Below are 17,216 nucleotides of genomic sequence, written 5' to 3'. Positions count from 1 at the left end.
AGGCTCGTGCCTGGTATCGCCGTCAGCAGTCACGTGGGGGCAAGTGGGCGAGGCCTGTGTCGAGCATGATGTGGTCGATCGTTTCGTGCAGGGCGCTGTCGGCGGTGATGACGGTTTCGATGCCGCCGGGCAGGAGATCGCGTGGGCGGTACCAGGCACGCAGGTGCGTCGCGTCGACGTCGGCGGCGATCGGCTTGGTCGCATGCCGGGCGAGGGTTTCGTCGAACGGCACGTCGAGGTAGTAGCCGTGGGTCGGGCCGCGGTGGTCGGCGCGCAGCTGGGTGAGCATGTCGCCGTAGCGGTCCGCGTAGAGGATGCCCTCGATCACGACGTGGTAGCCGGCGTCCAGCGCGTAGCGGGCCGTGAGGTCGATCAGGCCGATGTTGGCCGCGCCGGGCCGGTCGTGCTCGCGCAGCACGATGCGGCGCAGGTTGTCCTGGGCCACCAAGGCGAGGCCGCGGCCGAATCTCTCGCGGAGGCCGGCCGCGACGGACGACTTCCCCGAGGCGCTGTTGCCTCGCAGGACGACCAGCCGGGTTTCTTCAGTGCCCACCATCACGACGGCCACGTTAGCGACCGCCGCTGACAGCGCCCACGGGATTCTCGGGAGCCGTCGAAGTCAGGCGGCCGCAGGCCTCGGTGGAGTGGTGGTCGTTGAGCAGTGCGATTCTTTAGCTGTGCTGATCGAGGGATTCGAGGACGCCCCTGTTGTCGTGGGCGAGGGACTGCTGGAGTTGCCGGGCTTCTGGGCGGCCTATCTGATGTGGCTGAGTCAGACGGAGGAGTACGACCCGGTTCCGCAATGGTTCGGCGTCGACGGGGCGGACGCCGACGCTGCGTACGAGGCAATCATCGACGAGGATCGCTGGCCCGTCTTCCGGATACCGTTCGCCGGTGGACACACCGCGCTGGTGATCGGGCAGAATTTTCCCGACGATCCGTCAACCGAGTACGTCGTCGTCCACCCTGGGTGGGGACGACGACAGGGCCACCTGGCCACCGTCAGCGGCCACCAGGCCGGACCGGGCCTGTCCTGGCGGGAGCTCCACCACATCGCCCAAACTCCCGACCTGAGCAGTCCGGGCGTCCATGAGGCGTACGCCCGCCTGCTCCTCCTGCTGCCCGTCCTTGGTGACCAGGACCTGCCCGAGGACGCCGCAGCCGTGGTCGGAGACGCCCTGGCCGAGGCAGGAGTCCCGGCGGCATCCGCCCCGCATCTCGCCGATGCCCTCCTCGCCGACCACCCCTTGTGGGAGCCGGCCGAATGGACGCTCCCCGGCGCCTCGCCGCTCTCCGGTGGCCAGGAACCCTTCCTCGGCATCCTGCACTGCGACGGCCATCTGAGTCCGCGGTGCGGGACGCGCCTGGCCCAAGGCATCACCCGGGAACAGAACGACCGTCTGGCCCGCGCGCTCGGCACCTGGCCGTCCGACACGGTCCAGTCGGCAGAACCTCCCGGCTCGACGGCCTCGGACCACTCTCACCAACCGGCATCTCCAACCAGGCGAGCGTGACGCCGATCGGCACCTCGGGGCGGGTGAGGCCGCCTCGGGCCACATCTCGCAGTCGTGTTGCTCGAAATGGCGGTTCCGTGGGTGCGAGGCCGTCTCTAGTAACTGTCGTAGCTGGGCTTGCCGTTCGGCCGGTAGACGCCGACGACGGTGCCGCCCTTCGTCGTCGTGACACTGACCGGTTCCAGCGCGGTGGGGATCGCTCCGTCGGCGAACAGCCGCTTGCCGGTGCCGATGATCACCGGGTGGATGGTGAGCCGGTACTCGTCGACGAGGCCGTGCCGCATGAGGGTCTGGGCGAGGTCGCCGCTGCCGACGACGCTGATGTTGCCACCGTCGGAAGCCTTCAGCTCGCGTACGGCGTCGACGACGTCGCCCTGGAGCAGCGTGGAGTTCTGCCACTCGACGGACGTCAGGGTCCGGGACGCCACGTACTTGTGCATGCCGTTCATCCGGTCCGTGAACGGGTTGTCGGGGTCGGCGTTGGGCCAGTACGACGCGAAGATCTCGTACGTCTTGCGGCCGAGCAGCATCGCGTCGAAGTCCTCGTACCAGCCGGCGATGGCCGCGCCGACCTCGTCGTCGTCCACCGGCTTCTGCCAGCCTCCGTGCTCGAAGCCGCTCTCGGCGTCCTCGTCGGGACCGCCCGGCGCCTGCATGACGCCGTCCAGGGTCAGGAACGTGCAAACGATGATCTGGCGCATGGTGCGCTCCTTTCGTCGAACGGGTAGACCGCACCACCGCCGGAAACTCATCGGCCGACGCCGCCCGTGCGGCGGAGCCCCTCTCCGTGGTTCCGGCAGCAGGTTCTCTAGATCCTGCTCAGCGCCCGCATCGCTTCGCGTTCGATGCGCGAGATCTCGTGGAGGACCGTGCCGGCCTGCATGAGGTGTTTTGCCTCCCCGGCTTCACCTGCGGTCGCGATGTGTTCGGACACCTGCGTCCACAGCGTGGCCGCCTCGGAATACAGGCCGTGACCGGTGCGCAGGTGACCGCTGTCGATGTGCTGGGCGCACTCGGCGAGGAAGTCCCGGTAGAGATTGCGGAACAGGGCGCCGCCCGTGCCGGCCCTCTCCATGAGAAGGGCGGCCCGTGGCAGGTCCTCCCCCGGGCTGTCGCTGCGCTGAAGCCATTTCGGCACCTGCCGGGCGGCCTTCTCGATGCCCCGGTACCCCAGGTTGGCGATCGGCGGATTCAGGAAGGCTTCAGCGCACTTCCTGATCGCCGGGACGATCCCGTCTTTGATCGAGGTCGGGCCGGTGGGGACCGTGAGGGTGAAAGAGCGGTGCTTGGCGGTCATGGGGCCGCGTTCGGCCCGGGCTCTGGCCAGGCCGGCGAGGCTCGTCGAGACGGCTCCGCCCTGCTGGTCGGTGTCCACCAGGTAGGCGTGCTGCTCGTCGTAGCCGTACATGGCCACCACATGTCCGCCGAAATGGACCTTGGTGGTGAAGTAGTCCAGGTGGTAGCTGTCTAGCTGAAGGCCGACGGGCCGACCGGCATCGATGACGGACGCCGCGTTCTGCCACGCCTTGCGTGGGGAGGAGGTCTCCTCGACCAGAAGCTCGACTCCGAGTGCGGTGGCCAGGTTCCTGGTGAGCTCGAACGGCTTGACCCGGCCTCCGAGGAAGGGGAAACCCATGCTCTTGCTGTCCCAGTAGATGAAGGACAGCCCGGAGCCCAGCCCGAAGAGCATGGGTTCGGACAGGTCGATGCCCTCATGCCGCAGCAGTACGCCCAGTGCCGTCGTCTCGCAGTGCTGCATACCGCGGGCCTCGATGCCCTTCACCATGGTCATGCCGCCCATTCTCACGTGCGGTCCCACACGTCGACCCGCGATCCGGACAGGCGCCGGCGCGACATCCCGCTGAGGGAGCGGGTGTCACGGGGTCTGGTGCCGCGGGTTCCGATCTCGCGAGTTCTGGTGACGCGCGAAGGGGCCGTCGAGGGCGGCCCATTGCAGGAGCAGGATGGTCTTTCCGTCGGTGATGCGTCCGTCGCGGGTCATGGCGAGGGCCTGGGTGAAGGGGAGTTCGAGAACCTCGATGTCCTCGCCGTCCTCCTCCAGCCCTCCGCCGGTGCCGGTCCGATCGGCCGGGGTGTACGGGGCGGCGAAGAAGTGGAGACGCTCGGTGACGGAGCCGGGGCTCATGTAGGCGTCCAGGACATGGCTCAACGGGCCGAGGGTGACGCCGAGTTCCTCGGCGCTCTCGCGTCGGATCGCGGTGGGCGGGTCGTCCTCGTCGAGCAGGCCCGCAGCGGCCTCGATGAGCATGCCGTCGGGGTGGTCGTTGACGTAGGCCGGGTAGCGGAACTGCCGGGTGAGCAGGACGCAGCCGCGGGCGGTGTCGTAGGGCAGGACGACGGCGCCGTTGCCACGGTCGTACGTCTCGCGCTGCTGGGTTTCCCACCGTCCGTCGCGGCGGCGGTAGTCGAAGGTGGTGCGGCGCAGGACATGCCAGCCCTGGGAGGTGAGTTCCACCTCGCGGACCCGGACGTCGGGGTTGCGGTCCAGGTCGCGTCCCGCTTGGTCGAGTCCGGTGCGTCCGCGGTGGTCGGGGGTGTCGATGCCGGGGCGGCCGGTCATGCGGACTCCTGCGGGGCGCGGCGGGGGAACTCGGTCGGCCAGGCGGCGGCTTCGAGACGAGCGAGGTTGGCGGCCATGGCCCGGGGATCGCCGTCGGTGCCGGATCGGCAGGGGCCGGTGATCAGGATGAGCATCGGTGTGTCGGTCACGGGCGCTAAAATACATGCAGAATCGTGCAGGAATGGGAAGGAACGTGAATGCTGGCTGCGGAACGGCGCGACCACTTGCTGGGGCTCCTCGCGCGCAACGGGAAGATCGTGGCCAAGGACGTCGCCGCCGAACTGGGCATCTCCGAGGACAGCGTGCGGCGCGACCTGCGCGATCTCGCCGCCGAAGGGCTGTGCCAGCGCGTCTACGGCGGCGCGCTGCCCGTGTCGCCGGCGGTGGCCGACTACCAGGCCCGCCAGACCGTGGCCCGGGACGGCAAGCAGAAGGTCGCTGTCGCGGCCGCCGGGCTGGTGCGGCGGGACAGTGCGCTGATTCTCGACGGTGGCACCACCGCCCTCGCCGTCGCTCGCGCGCTCCCCAAGGACCTCGCCTGCACGGTCATCACCCACAGCCCGACCGTCGCCGCCGCCCTGCTCGACCATCCGCAAGCGGAGCTCTATCTGCTCGGGGGCCGCGTCTTCAAGCACTCGGCGGTCACGTGCGGGGCCGCTGCGGTCGAGGCCGCGCAGAACGTCTCCGCCGACGTCTGCATGCTCGGCGTGACCGGCGTGCACCCGGAGGCGGGACTGACCACGGGCGACGCCGAGGAAGCCGCGATGAAGCGGGCTCTCTCGGCGCGGGCGGCGGAGACCTACATCCTCGCCTCCCGCGAGAAGATCGGCACGGCCTCCCGGTACCGGGTCCTGTCCTGGGAGAACATCACGGGACTGATCACCGACGCCGATCCCGACGACACAGTGGTCGAGCAACTCAAGGGGCTCGAGGGGGTGGACATCCTGGCAGCCGGCTGACGGAGCCGGTGGCCGCATGCCGGCCCACGAGGAGCAGGTGCCACGGCAGGCGGTGTCCTCTCCGCGACCTGCGGTACCGGGCACCGTCAGCCGGGCGGATGCCACGCAGCCGGCTCACCACACCGTGCGCCCCTCGGCGAATGGCGTGACGCTGGATGCATGGTGCAAGTGATCGTGTACCCACCAGACAACCAGGGCGGCCGGCGCGTGCGAGCGGACGGCACGATCCTCGGCCGCGCCTACCGGCTGCGGGACGTCACGGCCTTCCTGCAGGAGGCCGGTATGGAAGGCATCGACGACCTCGACGTCATCCGCTCCGACGACATCGAGTGGCGCGGCGGAGGCCCGGAGGTATGGGGCTAGCGACGCTTGCGGCCGGCGCCGGGTCGCTGCCCCTCCGGCGCGTGTCCCTAGGCCGGAGCGCAGGGTGAGGTAGTCCAGGACGATCCGACGCCGCGAGCACCCCACGCAAGCGTCCTCACGAGGAACTCCTCCACCGCATCCTTCTCTCCACCGACGGGTCTTTCCCTCAAAGATGCGCCTGGCGCTCACGAGGTTGCGCGGCCGGCACAGGTCTCCGCGACCACTCCCCCTTCGCCCGAGCCGCCACGGCACCCGACCAGCCGACCAGCCGACCAGCCGACCACAAGCTGCGGCCTGCTTCGTCGCGGACCAGATGTCCGCCGGCTGAACGCCCGGATGCCGGCGGTGTTGGATGGCTCCGTGGTGAAACGACAACGGGAGAAGAAGAAGCGCCCTTCCTTCGGCCTGCCGAAGGTCATCGTGCTGCTGGCGACGCCGGACGGATGGCGCCACAGCGTCCTGACCGTCGAGGGCGGAATGCTCTGCGGGCGCCTCTCGGACGTCCCGGCCGACGCCGACCCTGCCGAGGCGAGGACCGCCGCAGCCACGATGGTCATGTGGCTCGCCCGCCGCTTCCACGAGCCGGAGGTCGAAGTGACCTGGGACCCGCCCCGTGAGCCTTGGTCCTGGACCGGCCAGGTCACCCCGGCCATAAACAACTCGACCACCGCGCTGAACGTCTGAGATCGCACGACAAGCTCGGCCGCACCACCCGTGGGAGCCTGACCGACCGCTGATGCTCTTCTCTACCGGCCTCGGCCCGGCAGAGTCCGGCCGCGAGTGCGGTGTCTTCTCCTTGAGGCACCCACCCCCGAAGCAGCCGTCCCGGGGCTGCCCCGGTTGGCCTGACAGGGTGGCGATAGGGCCGTCGCTGCTCGTCGTGCGTCTCATTTGTACTGGTAGCTGCTAGCTTCGCGAGCTGATCCGAAGGGCCCGTGTTCCTGCGACGGAGCCGGTGCCGTGAGTGCGAGGCGAGGGTGACTGGCGTGACGGAAGACGCGGAGACGACGGCTGAGGCTGCGTTCAAGCGCAGGAGTTTCCTGGCCACCGCCGCCGTGGCGGCCGGAGCGTCGGCCACCGCGGCCACCACACCGGCGTCGGCCGCCGCCGGCGCCCCGAGCGGCCCGCCCGACCCGTGGGCGCTCGGTCACGTGGCGCGTCTGATGGCCGTACCCGAGGACGGCCGCGGCCTCGAGTGGCTGAAATCGGCGCTTCAGGTCGCCGTGGAACTGGAGCTGTTCACCATCCCGCCGTACCTCTGCGGCTGGTGGTCCGTCAAGGACCGTTCGTCGGACGCCGCGCGGCTGATCCGGCGCATCATCGACGATGAGATGTACCACCTGGGCGTGGTGTGCAACCTGCTCGTGGCCGTGGGCGGGCAGCCCCGGATCCGGGCGGCCGCCCCCACCTACCCCGGCCCGCCGCCCGGCGGGGTACGCGCCGATGTGACCGTGTACCTGTCGGGCCTGACCAGGTCCCTGGTGCACGACGTGATGATGGCCATCGAGGCCCCCGAGGAACCGCTCGCCCGCAGCGACAGCCCCACGCCCACCGTCGGCAGCTTCTACGGCGCCGTACTGAAGGGTTTTTGGACCGTCGCCCCGGAGTTGTCGGCCCGTGGACAGCTGAGCGCGCACATCGGATCCGACGAACTGCGGCCGGTGGAGAACATCCTGGACGTGGAGCGCTGCATCGACATCATCAGGGAGCAGGGCGAGGGCACGAGCAGCTCCCCGGCCGACTCCTTCGCCGACGACCACCCGGCCCACTACTACGCCTTCAGCGAGATCTACCACGGCCGGCAGCTGCGGGAGACCGAGGCGGGCTGGACGTACACCGGGGCGCCCGTCCCCTTCCCCGACGCCCGCCCCATGGCCCGGGTCCCGGACGGCGGATGGGTCCGGCCGTCGGAGCCCGTGCAGCGGCTCCTGGACAGGTTCGACACCACGTACACCACCGTCCTGAACTCCCTCGACGCCGCCTGGGCCGGCGGAGGCAATCGCGCCCTGGGCGCGGCCGTCCACGCCATGCGCGCCCTGGAGGAACCCGCCGTGCGGCTGATGGAGACCGCGATCCCCGGCACCCGGAGCACGTACGGCCCCCAGTTCCACGCGCTGACCTAGCCGGGACGGGTGGCGGGGCGGCCCTCGCCTCCGTAGGGCTTCGCTGAGGGGCCCGGTCTCCGCCCCCACACTTGAGGGCACTCCGGCGTCGGATCGACGGCGTCGAGGAGTGGGACCGTGTCCCTCAGGCCACCGCGACGCTGTCCGGCGCCACGGTCGAGTCGACGGACGGCTCCTGATCGAGGGTGGGATAGTCGTTGTAGCCGGTGGCCCCGCCCACGTACATGAAGTAGCGGTCCCTCACCGGGTTGAGCGGTGCGCGGCGGCGCAGCCGCTCGACCAGGTCCGGGTTGGCGAGGAACGGCCGGCCGAGGGCCACCAGGTCGGCGCCGGCCGCCAGCAGATCCTGGACGGCCCGGGTGACGGCCTCGGTGCTCAGGTCGGTCAGGTCCGGGTTGCCGATCAGCGTGCCGGGCCAGTCGGCGCGGATGCGCCGGTACCAGTCGGCCGCCGGGTCGGAGCGCACCAGGTGCAGATAGGCGAGGTCCAGTCCCTTGAGACGGTCCAGGAGCGCGGCGTAGAGCGCCTGGGTGTCGTCTTCGAGGATGCCGTTGACGGTGGAAGTGGGTGAGATGCGGATGCCCACGCGGTCGGGCCCGATCGCCTCGGCCACCGCCTCGGTCACCTCCGCGGCGAACCGGACCCGTCGCGCCACGGAGCCGCCGTAGCCGTCGGTTCGGCGGTTGGTGTTGCCGGCGAGGAACTGGTGCAGCAGCATCCCGTTGGCCGAGTGCACCTCCACGCCTTCGAATCCGGCGTCGACGGCACGGCGTGCGGCGGCGGCGAAGTCGGCGATAGTGGTGCGGATGTCGTGGGCGGTCATCTCGCGGGGCACGGCGGCCGGCTGGTGCCCGTCCGGCGTGAAGATGGTCTCCGGCAGCGGCACCGGCGAGGGCGCCACCGGGGTCAGGCCGGTGGTCGCCGGATGGCTGACCCGGCCGCCGTGCTGCAGTTGCAGGAACATCCGCCCGCCGGCCGCGCGGACCGCGTCGGTGACGCGCCGCCAGCCTTCCGTGTGCCGGTCGGTGTGGATGGCGGTGATGTCGGGGTACGTCTGGCCGACCGCGTTCGGCGTGGAGCCCTCGGCGATGATCAGGCCCGCCGAGGCACGCTGGGCGTAATGCGTGGTCATCAGGTCCGTCGGAGTGCCGTCGGCCTCGGCGCGGTTGCGGGTGAGAGGGGCCATCACCAGGTGGTTGGGGAGCTCCAGACGGCCGAGCTCGGCGGGGGCCAGGAAGTCTGTTGTGTGCGTCATGGCAGGGACGGTAAAACTTGACACTGATGTGAGGTTCAAGTCCTCTTCGGGGAGGCCGCGGATGCGGATCGGTGAACTGGCCCGGCGCACCGGCGTGAGCGAGCGGTCGCTGCGCTACTACGAGACCCAAGGTCTGCTCACGGCGGAGCGCACCCCCGGTGGCCACCGCGACTATCCGCAAGGGGCCGTCGACCGGGTCATCCGCATCCAGGAGCTGTATGCGGCGGGGCTGCACAGCGACAAGATCCGGCAACTGCTGCCCTGCATGCGCGACCAGGACGGCGGCCCCTCCGCCATCGCCACCCAGCGGCTGGTCACCGACCTCACCGCCGAACGGGACCGCATCGACCGCATGATCGCGGATCTGAAGCGGTCCCGGGACACCCTGGACGAAGTCATCCGCACGGCGGCCGAGGCCTGACTCGCCGGATCCGGAGCACTCCGGCGTCGGCGGCGTGGCATCCCGACGCTTGGGCCCGGCCGCCCGCCCGCGGGATGGGTGGCGCTGCGGGCTTTCCTGGCCTGCTGGGAGTCCCTGTGAGGGGGGTTTTCTCTAACGGCCCGTCCGGCGGGCGAGGTCGACGGCTGTGGCGGATAGTGGGAAAGGAACGACGTCGCAGCCGGCTCCCCGGACCGGCACAGGAGGACCGATGCGCGTTTCACGGCTGGCCGCGCTCACCGGCATCGCCCTGCTCGGCATGGCGTTGACCGCCTGCGAGGACAACGCGTCCGGGCAGATCATGGCGCGCAATGGTGTGAGGCCGGTGCAGACACTGTCGAACCCCCCGACCAGCGGGTGCCACCGCTTCCCCGAGGGCGTGACCCATGTCTCCAACGACACGCTGAGCGACATCGTCTTGTACACCACGCCCGACTGCACCGTGCCGAAGGGCGGGGAGAGCAACTACCTGGCGCAGCAGTCCTCGGACCAGGTGGTCAGGTCCACGGGGCTGTGGTACAGCTTCGAATTCACGCCCAACTGACCGCCTGGACCGACGCGTCGGCAGCACAGCGGTCAACCGGCTTACGTGGTCAGCGCAGCGGGACAACCCACGGGCGGGAGCGGGGAGTTGCCGAAGGCGCAGCGCCCGCCGTCGCGCGGTTGCTCAGGCTTCTTCCAGCGCCTCACCGAACTCGCGCAGCATACGGCCGTGATGGCTGTGGGCGAGTTGGTGTCCGACGGCCAGGACCAAGGCCACCGGCCACTCGATGACCTCCAGGGCGCCCAGTACGCCGACTCCCGCGAGAAACGCCAGCTGCTCGGGAGGCGGCAGTTCGATGTGCACGCCGAACACGTCGAGCGTGACGGCGTTGCGCGCGACCGCCCGATCAGCAGCCGCTCCCGCCTTCTTCACCCCGGCACCCGAATCGTCACGCTGGGCAGCGGGCGCCTCGCGCAGGCCGGCAGTCGATACCGTCATGATCGCCATCCGTTCCGTCACCGGCCACGGAGACCCGTCGGCGACGCGTCTGGGCGTGTTTGACCTGACCTCTACGTCCACCCTAAGCACGCGCGTCCGGCCGCGCGCGGCGGATGCACCTCACCCGTTCGGCGGCTGCCTCTCCGCCGATACCTGCCCGGCCTGCTCGGTTACGGCCCGTACACGCGCACGCCGGTGACCGGGTGCGTCGGACGGCGCCTGATCTGGGCGTACGGCCTCCACGGCGGCCGAAACCGACACCCAGGCGCGGGCTCGGCGGCGTGGTCCGAGCCGTCGGCACCCGCGACAGCGGCGAGGGGTCAGCGGACCCGGTCGTAGACGAGGGACAGCGTTCCGTGGTCGCCGGCGGCCTGGCTGACGAGCGTCCACTCCCCCGTGGGCAGGCCGTCCTCGAACAGGCGCGGTCCGCCGCCCAGGAAGACCGGGAAGACCGTGAGGGCGAGGCGGTCGACCGCGTCGGCAGCCAGCAGTGCCTTGATCACGCTTGCGCTGGAGAGGACGAGGATGTCACCGCCGTCGGTCGCCTTGAGGTCCGCGACCACCTGGGCGGCCGGCTGGTCGACGATCGTCGTGCGCTCCCACGGTGCTGCGCCGAGGGTGGAGGAGAGGACCACCTTGTCGGTGTCGACGAGCCACTTCGCGAAGGCCTCGTCCCGCGGATCGGCGCCCTCCATGCCGATGACGGTGGGCCAGAAGCCGAGGAATCCCTCGGCGTTGACCCGTCCGAGCAGCGCCGTCGTCGCCGGCTCCCACAGGCTGGTCAGGTGGTCGCGGGCGACATCGGTGACGGCGTACGGCATCACCCAGCCCATGTCCCGGGGGTCGTGCCCGGCGTAGTGGCCGTCGAGGGAGAGGGCCATGTTGGTGACGACGCGGCGGCCGGCGGTCTGTGTGGTCACTTCGAGCTCCTGGTGTCTGGGGTGGCGCGGTCGGTGGCGTGGCTGTCGTGCGTGTGGGCGGCGACGGTGGCCGCGAGTTTGTCGAGGCTTTGGCCGAAGCCGACCTCGATGCCGGCGATGAAGTCCGCGGAGTCGACGGTGCTGTCGGTGATGCGCCAGCGGACGTCCAGCTCCGTGCCGGTCTCGGTGGGCCGCAGGCGCAGGTCGACGTGGGCGGTGAAGGCGAGTCGGCCGTCGGGGAGCAGGGGGGAAAGCCGGTAGGCGAGGCGCTCGTGCGGGTGTACGTCGTCGACGACGCCCTGTGCGCGTCCGACGACGGTGTCGGGTGCCTCGGCATCGGCGTACTTCTGGACGATCCGCCCGCCCGGCCGCGCCTCGAAGGCGAGCTCGGAGACGTGGAGGTCGTCGGGGGTCCACCAGTGAGTGAGCAGGCTGGGTTCGGTCAGGTGGCGCCAGACCAACTCGGGGCTCCCCGGGAGGGAGCGGAGGAACGTGAACGAGCGGGCGTCGGCCCAGCCGGGCTCGTTCGCGGCCAGCCGCTCGGCGTGGAGGCTGAGCCCGTACCGGTCGTAGGCCTCGTGCAGGCCGCCGGCTCGCTCCGCGGTGTCGGCGAGCTGGGTGAGCGCGGCGGCGAGTTCCCGTAGGGCGGCGGGCCTCAGTGCGTAGATGCGGCGCTGTCCGGTGCGCTGGGAGACGACGGCGCCGGCGCGCTCGAGGGTCTGCAGATGCTTCGTCGTTTGCGGCTGGCGAGCCCCGGCGAGCTGCGCGAGAACGCCGACCGAGCGGGGTTGCTCGGCCAGCAGGCTCACGAGCCGCCAGCGGGCGGGGTCGGCGAGGGCGGTCAGGAGTGCGTCCACGAGATGGATTATTCTCGATGACGAATATTCGTGTCAAGGAATGTGACGGGAAAGGTTTTGGTCTCCAGCGCGCCGGACGGGGCCGGGCTTGTTGATCAGGGCGCGTAGTGGCGGCTCTTGCCGCCATGGGCCGGGGCTGCCGTGCTTCTGCCGTCCTGGGCCGGCCCCCAGGTCGGCCGGGGGAGGCTCCCCGCGGGGCGATCGAGCGCCGGAGACCGCCGTCTCAGGGCAGGGGGTTGGCGCCTTCGATGACCTGCCACCGGGAGGCGACGGGGCCTGACTTGAGATGCCGCACACCCTCTCCCTTGAGCGTCACCAATGCGGTCAGGCCGGTGTCGAGTTCCGCCACTCGGCGCTGGTAGACCACGATCTGGGCAAGCGTCAGGTCGATCTGTTCTGGTGCACCGCTGAGCCGGTTGAATCGGGTACCGCGACGGACCGGTCCGCTCAGGCAGCGCACTGTGACCGTGGCCTGCGTGGAGGAGGCGGCGATGACCCGGTCAATCATCAGTTCCACACGGCTGCGGCAGTTGTCGGAACCGGGAGTCTCACTCACGCGGACATCCTCTCTCGCCCGGCCAGGAGACGGGCCAGGGATATCCTCGGACGATGTCGAATCAGGCGGTAGCAGGTGGAGTAGGTCTTGCGCGGGTGATGGCGCACTGCGGGGGCAGCGCCTCGGCAGCCGTGCACTATCTGGCGGGTGCCATCGGCTCCGCGCCGGAGAACCCCGAGCCCTATGCGGTTCTTGCCGAGTTGTGGAGGGACAAGCCGTCGGAGCTGACCGACGCCGTTCGGGAGGACAACTCCTTGAGGACGGTGCTGGCGCGCTCGTACATCAGCTTCCTGCAAGGCGACATGGACGACGCGGCGCTGGCGATCGGATCGGTCACGGGGGTGCGACCTGGCATCGCCTGGGCCAAAGCCCCCTGGTTCGGTGATGAACGATTCCTCGGTGTGGTGAGTGCCGATGCGCTCGCCGAGGCCGCCATGCGGACGATGGACTATGGCCACGACCTGGACACCGACAGCATGCGGGAACGCTTTCGGCCCTGGTTCGACGCCATCGAGGTTGTTGCCGCCCGCCAGCCGTTGCCGGAGGCGTTGGCCAGGATGGCGATCCTGCTGCGGGCATGCGGTCTCACGGATGCGTCGTTTGCCCTCTGCGACCGGGCAGACTCCGTGGAACGGATCATGATGACGGAGGTGGTGCGAGCGGGCACGTGGCGCAAGCGGGGTGAACTGCAGCAGACGGTGGCCGCCTTCGAGCGCGCTCTTGCCCTGGACCCCACCAACTGGTCGCTCTACCTCGACCTGGCCGATGTGCGCGCGGAGCAGGGCGACTTCGGCTCTGCGGTCCGGCTGATCGATCAGGGGATGAGATACGAGCCCGGTGAGCTCACGCTTCGCGCGGCCGGGGCTGCCTACCGTGCACGACTGACCGGTTCGCATGCCGACCTGAGCCAACTCATCGAATTGGCGCCGGATATGCCGAACGACTCGTACCGGGACCTGCTGATCGATCACGCCTGCGCCGGCCCCGCCCTGCCCGCCGAACTCGTGGCCGAGGCCAGGCGCATCCAGAACAGCTGACCCTCCGCACCGCAGAAGAATTGAATGGCTCGGCCGCCGCCGCGTTGCGACAATGCTGCTTCGCCGACGGAGGGTATTTGTTCGTTTTCGTGTGTGCGGGGTGCGGCATCGAGCTGACCGCCCCCGTGTCCCAGGTCGCCTTGCCTCCCCATGCCCATCAGAAGTACGGCAACGGGGTACAGCTGCCGGTCCTCATGGAGTCGGGCACCTTCGCCGTGGAGCCGGAGCCATGGGGACCGCCGTGGCGGAGGGGCGAGGACATCGACCCGGACGAGCTGGCCGCTCGCGGCATCCACGCACCCGTGGCCGCCCTGTCGGATGGTGTGCGGGGCGCGGTGGTCATCGCACCCGGAGATATCCGCGGCACCGTGCTGATCCAGGAGAAGTGCGGTGGCTGCTGTTGCGGCCTCGACGGATCGGACGGCCCCAATCTGGCCTGTGAGGCGTGTGGTCAGCCCGTTGCGATCAGGATCGACGACTGCTCGCTCTGGCAGGCGGTCTGGCTCGTCCCGGACGTTGTGCACCCCATCCGCGTCGATGACGCCGATGCCGTACCGCTGTCCTGGGCGGCGCTGATGGCGGAGGGGAGGAGCACACCGCCGTTCGAGCCGATCACTGGGTGGGGAGGGTCGCGGCTGGGGACGCATCACTGGTGGTCTTGGAGCCCGCGATGGGAGGCGGCAGCCGGCTGGGCGCTCGCCCATCTTCTGGTGGCCTCGGGCGGCCGGCCGGTGACCGTCCCGGACGGTCTGACCGCGGAGGTGTTCCAACGCGCCCTCGCCACCCTGCTGCCCACGGGTCCGCCGGCGCGCCGTGCCGTCCTGGCCGGGCCGGGGCTCGCCGCCCCCGATGCGGGCGTCAGCATCCTCCTCGTGCCGGTCCACCCGCAGACCGGGGAGACGTGGACCCCGTCCCGTCCAGCCGCTTCGGCATATCTGGTGCCGCTGCCGTTCGGGGTGTGGCTGTGGTTGGCTTTCCCTGAGCAGCACCTGCCCGCCCCTGCGTCAGGGCTGATGCCCGACGGCGTCCTCCGCGACGATCCGCCCGCGCCACACCCCGGCAGCCTCTTCCGAGCCGACCCGGGGGTCTTCCAGCACGCCCTGGTCCGGCTGCCGGCCGTCCGCAGTCCCTGGCTGCGCGACATCCTCAAGGCACTCACGCAGGACACACGCGCGCGCCTCTTCTGACGGCCGTATCCCGCCTCATCAGCCGGTCCTGCGCTGGTGGGGGTCAGGCCCTGAGCGGTCGTACGCCAGGCAGTCGGCCATCGTCCCGACGACTGGACGGGCGCCGACGCGGACGTGATGCGGCGTCGTGTCACATACGCGGCGGCTGCGCTGTTCTCACTGGGAGAGCTGGAGAAGGGACGGTCGAAATGAGCGCTGTCATCGTGTGCGCCTCCGTGTCGCACGGCAATACGCGTCGTGTCGCCGATGTCATGGCCCGGGTACTCGGTGCCACAGTGGTCTCGCCCGAGGACGCTGAAGCTGCGCGGTTGGCTGAGGCCGAGCTCGTGGGGTTCGGCTCGGGGGTCTTCTACGGCAAGCTCCACCCCCGTCTGACGAGCTGCGCCGAAGTGCTTCCCGGTGGGCGGGGCCGCGCGTTCGTCTTTGCCACCAGCGGGCTCCCCGAGGTTCCCCTCATGCCCTTCACGCGCCCGCTCGTCCGGCTCCTGGAAGGCAAAGGGTTCTCGGTGGTGGGGAGCTTCTCGTGCCGGGGACTGGACACCTGGATGCCCTTCAAGCTCGTCGGCGGCATCCGCAAGCAGCGACCGAACGCGGACGACCTCGCCGCAGCCCACGCGTTCGCTCAAGGGCTGAGGGGTGGCCCAAGTGGCGAGTATTGCTGAGGCGTTGACGAGATGACCTGATCGAGCGGATCACGAGCCCGGCGTGGACGCTTGGTTAGGTCGACGTGCGCGTCCCTGTCTGGGGCCGGGGGTCCTGGCATGGTCCCCCGCACCTCGCCGTCGCCGTCGCGGTGGACCTACAGTCCAGGTCAGTCCAGGCAGAACTCGTTTCCCTCGATGTCCTGCATCGTGATGCACGACTCGTTCTCCTCGTCAGCGGGGAGGAGTCGCACGCGGACCGCGCCCAGCGCGACCAGTCGCGCGCATTCGGCCTCGAGTACGGCGAGGCGTTCCTCGCCCACCAGGCCGGTCGCGACCCTCACGTCGAGATGCACCCGGTTCTTGACGACCTTGCCCTCGGGAACGCGCTGGAAGTACATGCGCGGGCCCTCGCCCGTGGGGTCCATGCAGACAAACGATGCCCCTTGCCGCTCGGGCGGCAGCGAACGGTTGAAGGCCTCCCAGGTGTCGAAACCCTCCGGCGGCGGAGGGACGACGTAACCCAACACCTCGCACCAGAAGCGCGCGACGCGCTCGGGATCGGCGCAGTCGAAAGTGACCTGGAACTTCTTGATCGACGACATCGGCGCACCCTAGCAAGAAGGTGCGCCTTGGCTCATCTGCGTTTTGCGAGGCTAGAGATCGGGCTGGTGAGCCTCCGGCTCGGCGGGGGTCCCCGCGCTGTCGGACCGGGTGTAGAGCACCTCGCGGCCCTGCTCCGCCGCGCGGATCAGCGCCTCGCTGACGAAGTCGAGAAACCGCGCGGCGTTCTCCAGGCGGGCGGCGGCCGGAGTGCCGCGGCCCAGGACGTCGACGCCCTTGCGTGCGGTTTCGATGAACTCGTCGTTGGAGCGGGCGCTGCGGATCATCGACTGGTACCACAGGTCGTCGTCGACGACGTAGCGCTCGCGGCGTCCCTGGTCGCGTTCGCGGCGCACCAGGTCCAGGCTCTCCAGGAAGGTGATCGCCTTGGAGACGGACGCCGCGCTGACCTGCAGGCGCTGGGCGAGGTCGGCGGCGGTCAGACTGCCGCTGTCGGTGGTGTAGAGGCAGGTCAGTACGCGGGCCATCATGCGGGGCAGGCCCGAGGTGACGAAGACGGTGGTGAGCGTCTCCTGGTAGTCCCGCACGGCGGCGGTGTCGCGTCCGTAGGGCTGCGCGGACGCCTTGCGACGTGTGGGCGCGGCCTGCCGACGCTGGTGGGTCCGCTGCTGTGTGGCGCGGTGGGCGAGGTCGGCGCGGTAGTCAGTGGGGCCCCCATTGCGCATCACCTCGCGTGTGATCGTCGAGGTGGGCCGGTTCAGGCGGCGGGCGATCTCGGCGTAGGCGAGACCGTCGGCCAGTCCGAGCGCGATCTGTTGACGGTCCGCCTGGGTGAGCCTGCCTCCCGGCATCGCAACCCCCTCCTCACCGCCCCACGGCTGCTCGCGGGGCCTCCCCTGTTGCCTGACGCCCTCACCATAGCGTTCAGCCACAGTCCATTGCAACGAACGACAGCCTGCACGTTGCGTTAGTTCCCGGCCCATTGCAATGATTTCAGCGCTACTGCCTGCAGTTATGCGGCTGTTGAGCTTTACGAGCGTTGCCGCTCCTCAGAAAGCAACGTAGCTTTTCCATCGTTCGGCAACGACGAACCGCACCCACCAAGGGAGAGCAAGATGCACACCTTCGACACCCCCGCCCCGATCTCCGCCGTCCTCGACGTCCCCGCCGGGCGGATCCAGTTCATCGCCGCGGAGCGCACCGACACCGTCGTCGAGATCCTGCCCGCCAACGCCTCC

At 70.0% G+C, this 17,216-nt stretch carries 21 protein-coding genes and 1 pseudogene; 10 read left to right on the top strand and 12 right to left on the bottom strand.

Features of this window, described 5'->3' with window-relative positions; translation table 11 throughout:
• Window positions 1-22: 22 nt before the first annotated feature.
• Window positions 23-556 (bottom strand): kinase, encoded by a 534-nt coding sequence (locus ACF1AL_RS31255; RefSeq protein WP_391820254.1) that lies wholly within the window; start codon window positions 554-556, stop codon window positions 23-25.
• A gap of 91 nt (window positions 557-647) precedes the next feature.
• On the opposite strand from ACF1AL_RS31255, the gene ACF1AL_RS31250 reads away from it, so the two are divergent.
• Entirely contained in the window at window positions 648-1,514 is an 867-nt protein-coding gene (locus ACF1AL_RS31250; RefSeq protein WP_391828350.1) for a hypothetical protein, read from the top strand.
• A 95-nt stretch (window positions 1,515-1,609) separates the two neighbouring features.
• On the opposite strand, the gene ACF1AL_RS31245 is transcribed toward ACF1AL_RS31250, so the two are convergent.
• The 4 genes and pseudogenes from ACF1AL_RS31245 to ACF1AL_RS31230 all read right to left on the bottom strand — a co-directional run.
• Window positions 1,610-2,215, bottom strand: a complete 606-nt coding sequence (locus ACF1AL_RS31245; protein ID WP_366841292.1) for a dihydrofolate reductase family protein — start codon at window positions 2,213-2,215, stop codon at window positions 1,610-1,612.
• 107 nt (window positions 2,216-2,322) lie between these two features.
• A complete protein-coding gene (locus tag ACF1AL_RS31240) occupies window positions 2,323-3,306 on the bottom strand; it encodes a BtrH N-terminal domain-containing protein (protein ID WP_391828348.1) in 984 nt (327 codons plus the stop codon).
• Window positions 3,307-3,390: 84 nt separating this feature from the next.
• Window positions 3,391-4,095 carry an NUDIX domain-containing protein gene (locus ACF1AL_RS31235; protein WP_391828346.1) on the bottom strand — a complete coding sequence of 235 codons (705 nt, stop codon included), beginning with the start codon at window positions 4,093-4,095 and terminating at the stop codon, window positions 3,391-3,393.
• A gap of 35 nt (window positions 4,096-4,130) precedes the next feature.
• Window positions 4,131-4,244: pseudogene (locus ACF1AL_RS31230) on the bottom strand (DUF4406 domain-containing protein); the annotation flags it as partial.
• A 48-nt stretch (window positions 4,245-4,292) separates the two neighbouring features.
• Between ACF1AL_RS31230 and ACF1AL_RS31225 the strand changes: the two are divergent.
• The 4 genes from ACF1AL_RS31225 to ACF1AL_RS31210 all read left to right on the top strand — a co-directional run bounded on the left by ACF1AL_RS31225 (window position 4,293) and on the right by ACF1AL_RS31210 (window position 7,540).
• Window positions 4,293-5,054, top strand: coding sequence for a DeoR/GlpR family DNA-binding transcription regulator (locus ACF1AL_RS31225; RefSeq protein ID WP_391828344.1), 762 nt, complete (start codon window positions 4,293-4,295; stop codon window positions 5,052-5,054).
• Between the two features lie 159 nt (window positions 5,055-5,213).
• Complete coding sequence (locus tag ACF1AL_RS31220) at window positions 5,214-5,417, top strand: hypothetical protein (RefSeq protein WP_366841288.1); 204 nt, start codon at window positions 5,214-5,216, stop codon at window positions 5,415-5,417.
• 360 nt (window positions 5,418-5,777) lie between these two features.
• Entirely contained in the window at window positions 5,778-6,101 is a 324-nt protein-coding gene (locus ACF1AL_RS31215; RefSeq protein WP_391828342.1) for a hypothetical protein, read from the top strand.
• Window positions 6,102-6,403: 302 nt separating this feature from the next.
• On the top strand, window positions 6,404-7,540 hold the full coding sequence (locus tag ACF1AL_RS31210) for a ferritin-like protein (protein ID WP_391828340.1): 1,137 nt from the start codon (window positions 6,404-6,406) through the stop codon (window positions 7,538-7,540).
• 124 nt (window positions 7,541-7,664) lie between these two features.
• Here ACF1AL_RS31210 and ACF1AL_RS31205 read toward each other — a convergent pair whose 3' ends face one another.
• Entirely contained in the window at window positions 7,665-8,795 is a 1,131-nt protein-coding gene (locus ACF1AL_RS31205) for an alkene reductase (RefSeq protein ID WP_391778466.1), read from the bottom strand.
• Between the two features lie 61 nt (window positions 8,796-8,856).
• On the opposite strand from ACF1AL_RS31205, the gene ACF1AL_RS31200 reads away from it, so the two are divergent.
• The gene (locus tag ACF1AL_RS31200; protein WP_391699357.1) at window positions 8,857-9,216 is read left to right on the top strand and encodes a MerR family transcriptional regulator; all 360 of its coding nucleotides are present in this window, start codon (window positions 8,857-8,859) and stop codon (window positions 9,214-9,216) included.
• A gap of 229 nt (window positions 9,217-9,445) precedes the next feature.
• Entirely contained in the window at window positions 9,446-9,778 is a 333-nt protein-coding gene (locus ACF1AL_RS31195; RefSeq protein ID WP_366841282.1) for a hypothetical protein, read from the top strand.
• Window positions 9,779-9,901: 123 nt separating this feature from the next.
• Here ACF1AL_RS31195 and ACF1AL_RS31190 read toward each other — a convergent pair whose 3' ends face one another.
• From ACF1AL_RS31190 to ACF1AL_RS31175, 4 genes are all read right to left on the bottom strand, one after another.
• Window positions 9,902-10,225, bottom strand: coding sequence for a hypothetical protein (locus ACF1AL_RS31190; protein ID WP_391820074.1), 324 nt, complete (start codon window positions 10,223-10,225; stop codon window positions 9,902-9,904).
• Between the two features lie 311 nt (window positions 10,226-10,536).
• The gene (locus tag ACF1AL_RS31185) at window positions 10,537-11,136 is read right to left on the bottom strand and encodes a dihydrofolate reductase family protein (protein WP_391828338.1); all 600 of its coding nucleotides are present in this window, start codon (window positions 11,134-11,136) and stop codon (window positions 10,537-10,539) included.
• Window positions 11,133-11,993, bottom strand: coding sequence for a metalloregulator ArsR/SmtB family transcription factor (locus tag ACF1AL_RS31180; protein WP_391828336.1), 861 nt, complete (start codon window positions 11,991-11,993; stop codon window positions 11,133-11,135). The genes ACF1AL_RS31185 and ACF1AL_RS31180 overlap by 4 nt, the downstream gene beginning before the upstream one ends.
• A 223-nt stretch (window positions 11,994-12,216) precedes the next feature.
• Entirely contained in the window at window positions 12,217-12,549 is a 333-nt protein-coding gene (locus tag ACF1AL_RS31175) for a hypothetical protein (RefSeq protein ID WP_391828334.1), read from the bottom strand.
• Window positions 12,550-12,602: 53 nt separating this feature from the next.
• On the opposite strand from ACF1AL_RS31175, the gene ACF1AL_RS31170 reads away from it, so the two are divergent.
• The 3 genes from ACF1AL_RS31170 to ACF1AL_RS31160 all read left to right on the top strand — a co-directional run bounded on the left by ACF1AL_RS31170 (window position 12,603) and on the right by ACF1AL_RS31160 (window position 15,435).
• Window positions 12,603-13,586 (top strand): tetratricopeptide repeat protein, encoded by a 984-nt coding sequence (locus tag ACF1AL_RS31170; RefSeq protein ID WP_391828332.1) that lies wholly within the window; start codon window positions 12,603-12,605, stop codon window positions 13,584-13,586.
• 77 nt (window positions 13,587-13,663) lie between these two features.
• On the top strand, window positions 13,664-14,773 hold the full coding sequence (locus ACF1AL_RS31165) for a hypothetical protein (protein ID WP_391828330.1): 1,110 nt from the start codon (window positions 13,664-13,666) through the stop codon (window positions 14,771-14,773).
• Window positions 14,774-14,961: 188 nt separating this feature from the next.
• The gene (locus ACF1AL_RS31160; protein ID WP_391828328.1) at window positions 14,962-15,435 is read left to right on the top strand and encodes a flavodoxin family protein; all 474 of its coding nucleotides are present in this window, start codon (window positions 14,962-14,964) and stop codon (window positions 15,433-15,435) included.
• Window positions 15,436-15,584: 149 nt separating this feature from the next.
• Here ACF1AL_RS31160 and ACF1AL_RS31155 read toward each other — a convergent pair whose 3' ends face one another.
• On the bottom strand, window positions 15,585-16,019 hold the full coding sequence (locus tag ACF1AL_RS31155; protein WP_384212060.1) for a VOC family protein: 435 nt from the start codon (window positions 16,017-16,019) through the stop codon (window positions 15,585-15,587).
• Between the two features lie 51 nt (window positions 16,020-16,070).
• Window positions 16,071-16,829: a helix-turn-helix domain-containing protein gene (locus ACF1AL_RS31150; protein ID WP_391828326.1), complete on the bottom strand. Its 759-nt coding sequence runs from the start codon at window positions 16,827-16,829 to the stop codon at window positions 16,071-16,073.
• Between the last annotated feature and the right edge of the window lie 387 nt (window positions 16,830-17,216).

It is taken from the genome of Streptomyces sp. NPDC014801 (assembly GCF_043082085.1).
Taxonomy (GTDB): Bacteria; Actinomycetota; Actinomycetes; order Streptomycetales; family Streptomycetaceae; genus Streptomyces.
Note: the sequence above shows the minus strand (reverse complement) of the source record. Positions and strands in the feature narration are given on the sequence as shown.

Excerpts from the sequence above, each read along its gene's own strand:
- ACF1AL_RS31195 (WP_366841282.1), top strand. The coding sequence starts at position 9,446 with ATGCGCGTTTCACGGCTGGCCGCGCTCACCGGCATCGCCCTGCTCGGC.
- ACF1AL_RS31220 (WP_366841288.1), top strand. The coding sequence starts at position 5,214 with ATGGTGCAAGTGATCGTGTACCCACCAGACAACCAGGGCGGCCGGCGC.
- ACF1AL_RS31170 (WP_391828332.1), top strand. The coding sequence starts at position 12,603 with ATGTCGAATCAGGCGGTAGCAGGTGGAGTAGGTCTTGCGCGGGTGATG.
- ACF1AL_RS31205 (WP_391778466.1), bottom strand. The coding sequence starts at position 8,795 with ATGACGCACACAACAGACTTCCTGGCCCCCGCCGAGCTCGGCCGTCTG.
- ACF1AL_RS31155 (WP_384212060.1), bottom strand. The coding sequence starts at position 16,019 with ATGTCGTCGATCAAGAAGTTCCAGGTCACTTTCGACTGCGCCGATCCC.
- ACF1AL_RS31245 (WP_366841292.1), bottom strand. The coding sequence starts at position 2,215 with ATGCGCCAGATCATCGTTTGCACGTTCCTGACCCTGGACGGCGTCATG.
- ACF1AL_RS31200 (WP_391699357.1), top strand. The coding sequence starts at position 8,857 with ATGCGGATCGGTGAACTGGCCCGGCGCACCGGCGTGAGCGAGCGGTCG.
- ACF1AL_RS31255 (WP_391820254.1), bottom strand. The coding sequence starts at position 556 with ATGGTGGGCACTGAAGAAACCCGGCTGGTCGTCCTGCGAGGCAACAGC.
- ACF1AL_RS31150 (WP_391828326.1), bottom strand. The coding sequence starts at position 16,829 with ATGCCGGGAGGCAGGCTCACCCAGGCGGACCGTCAACAGATCGCGCTC.
- ACF1AL_RS31190 (WP_391820074.1), bottom strand. The coding sequence starts at position 10,225 with ATGGCGATCATGACGGTATCGACTGCCGGCCTGCGCGAGGCGCCCGCT.
- ACF1AL_RS31235 (WP_391828346.1), bottom strand. The coding sequence starts at position 4,095 with ATGACCGGCCGCCCCGGCATCGACACCCCCGACCACCGCGGACGCACC.
- ACF1AL_RS31225 (WP_391828344.1), top strand. The coding sequence starts at position 4,293 with ATGCTGGCTGCGGAACGGCGCGACCACTTGCTGGGGCTCCTCGCGCGC.
- ACF1AL_RS31240 (WP_391828348.1), bottom strand. The coding sequence starts at position 3,306 with ATGACCATGGTGAAGGGCATCGAGGCCCGCGGTATGCAGCACTGCGAG.
- ACF1AL_RS31160 (WP_391828328.1), top strand. The coding sequence starts at position 14,962 with ATGAGCGCTGTCATCGTGTGCGCCTCCGTGTCGCACGGCAATACGCGT.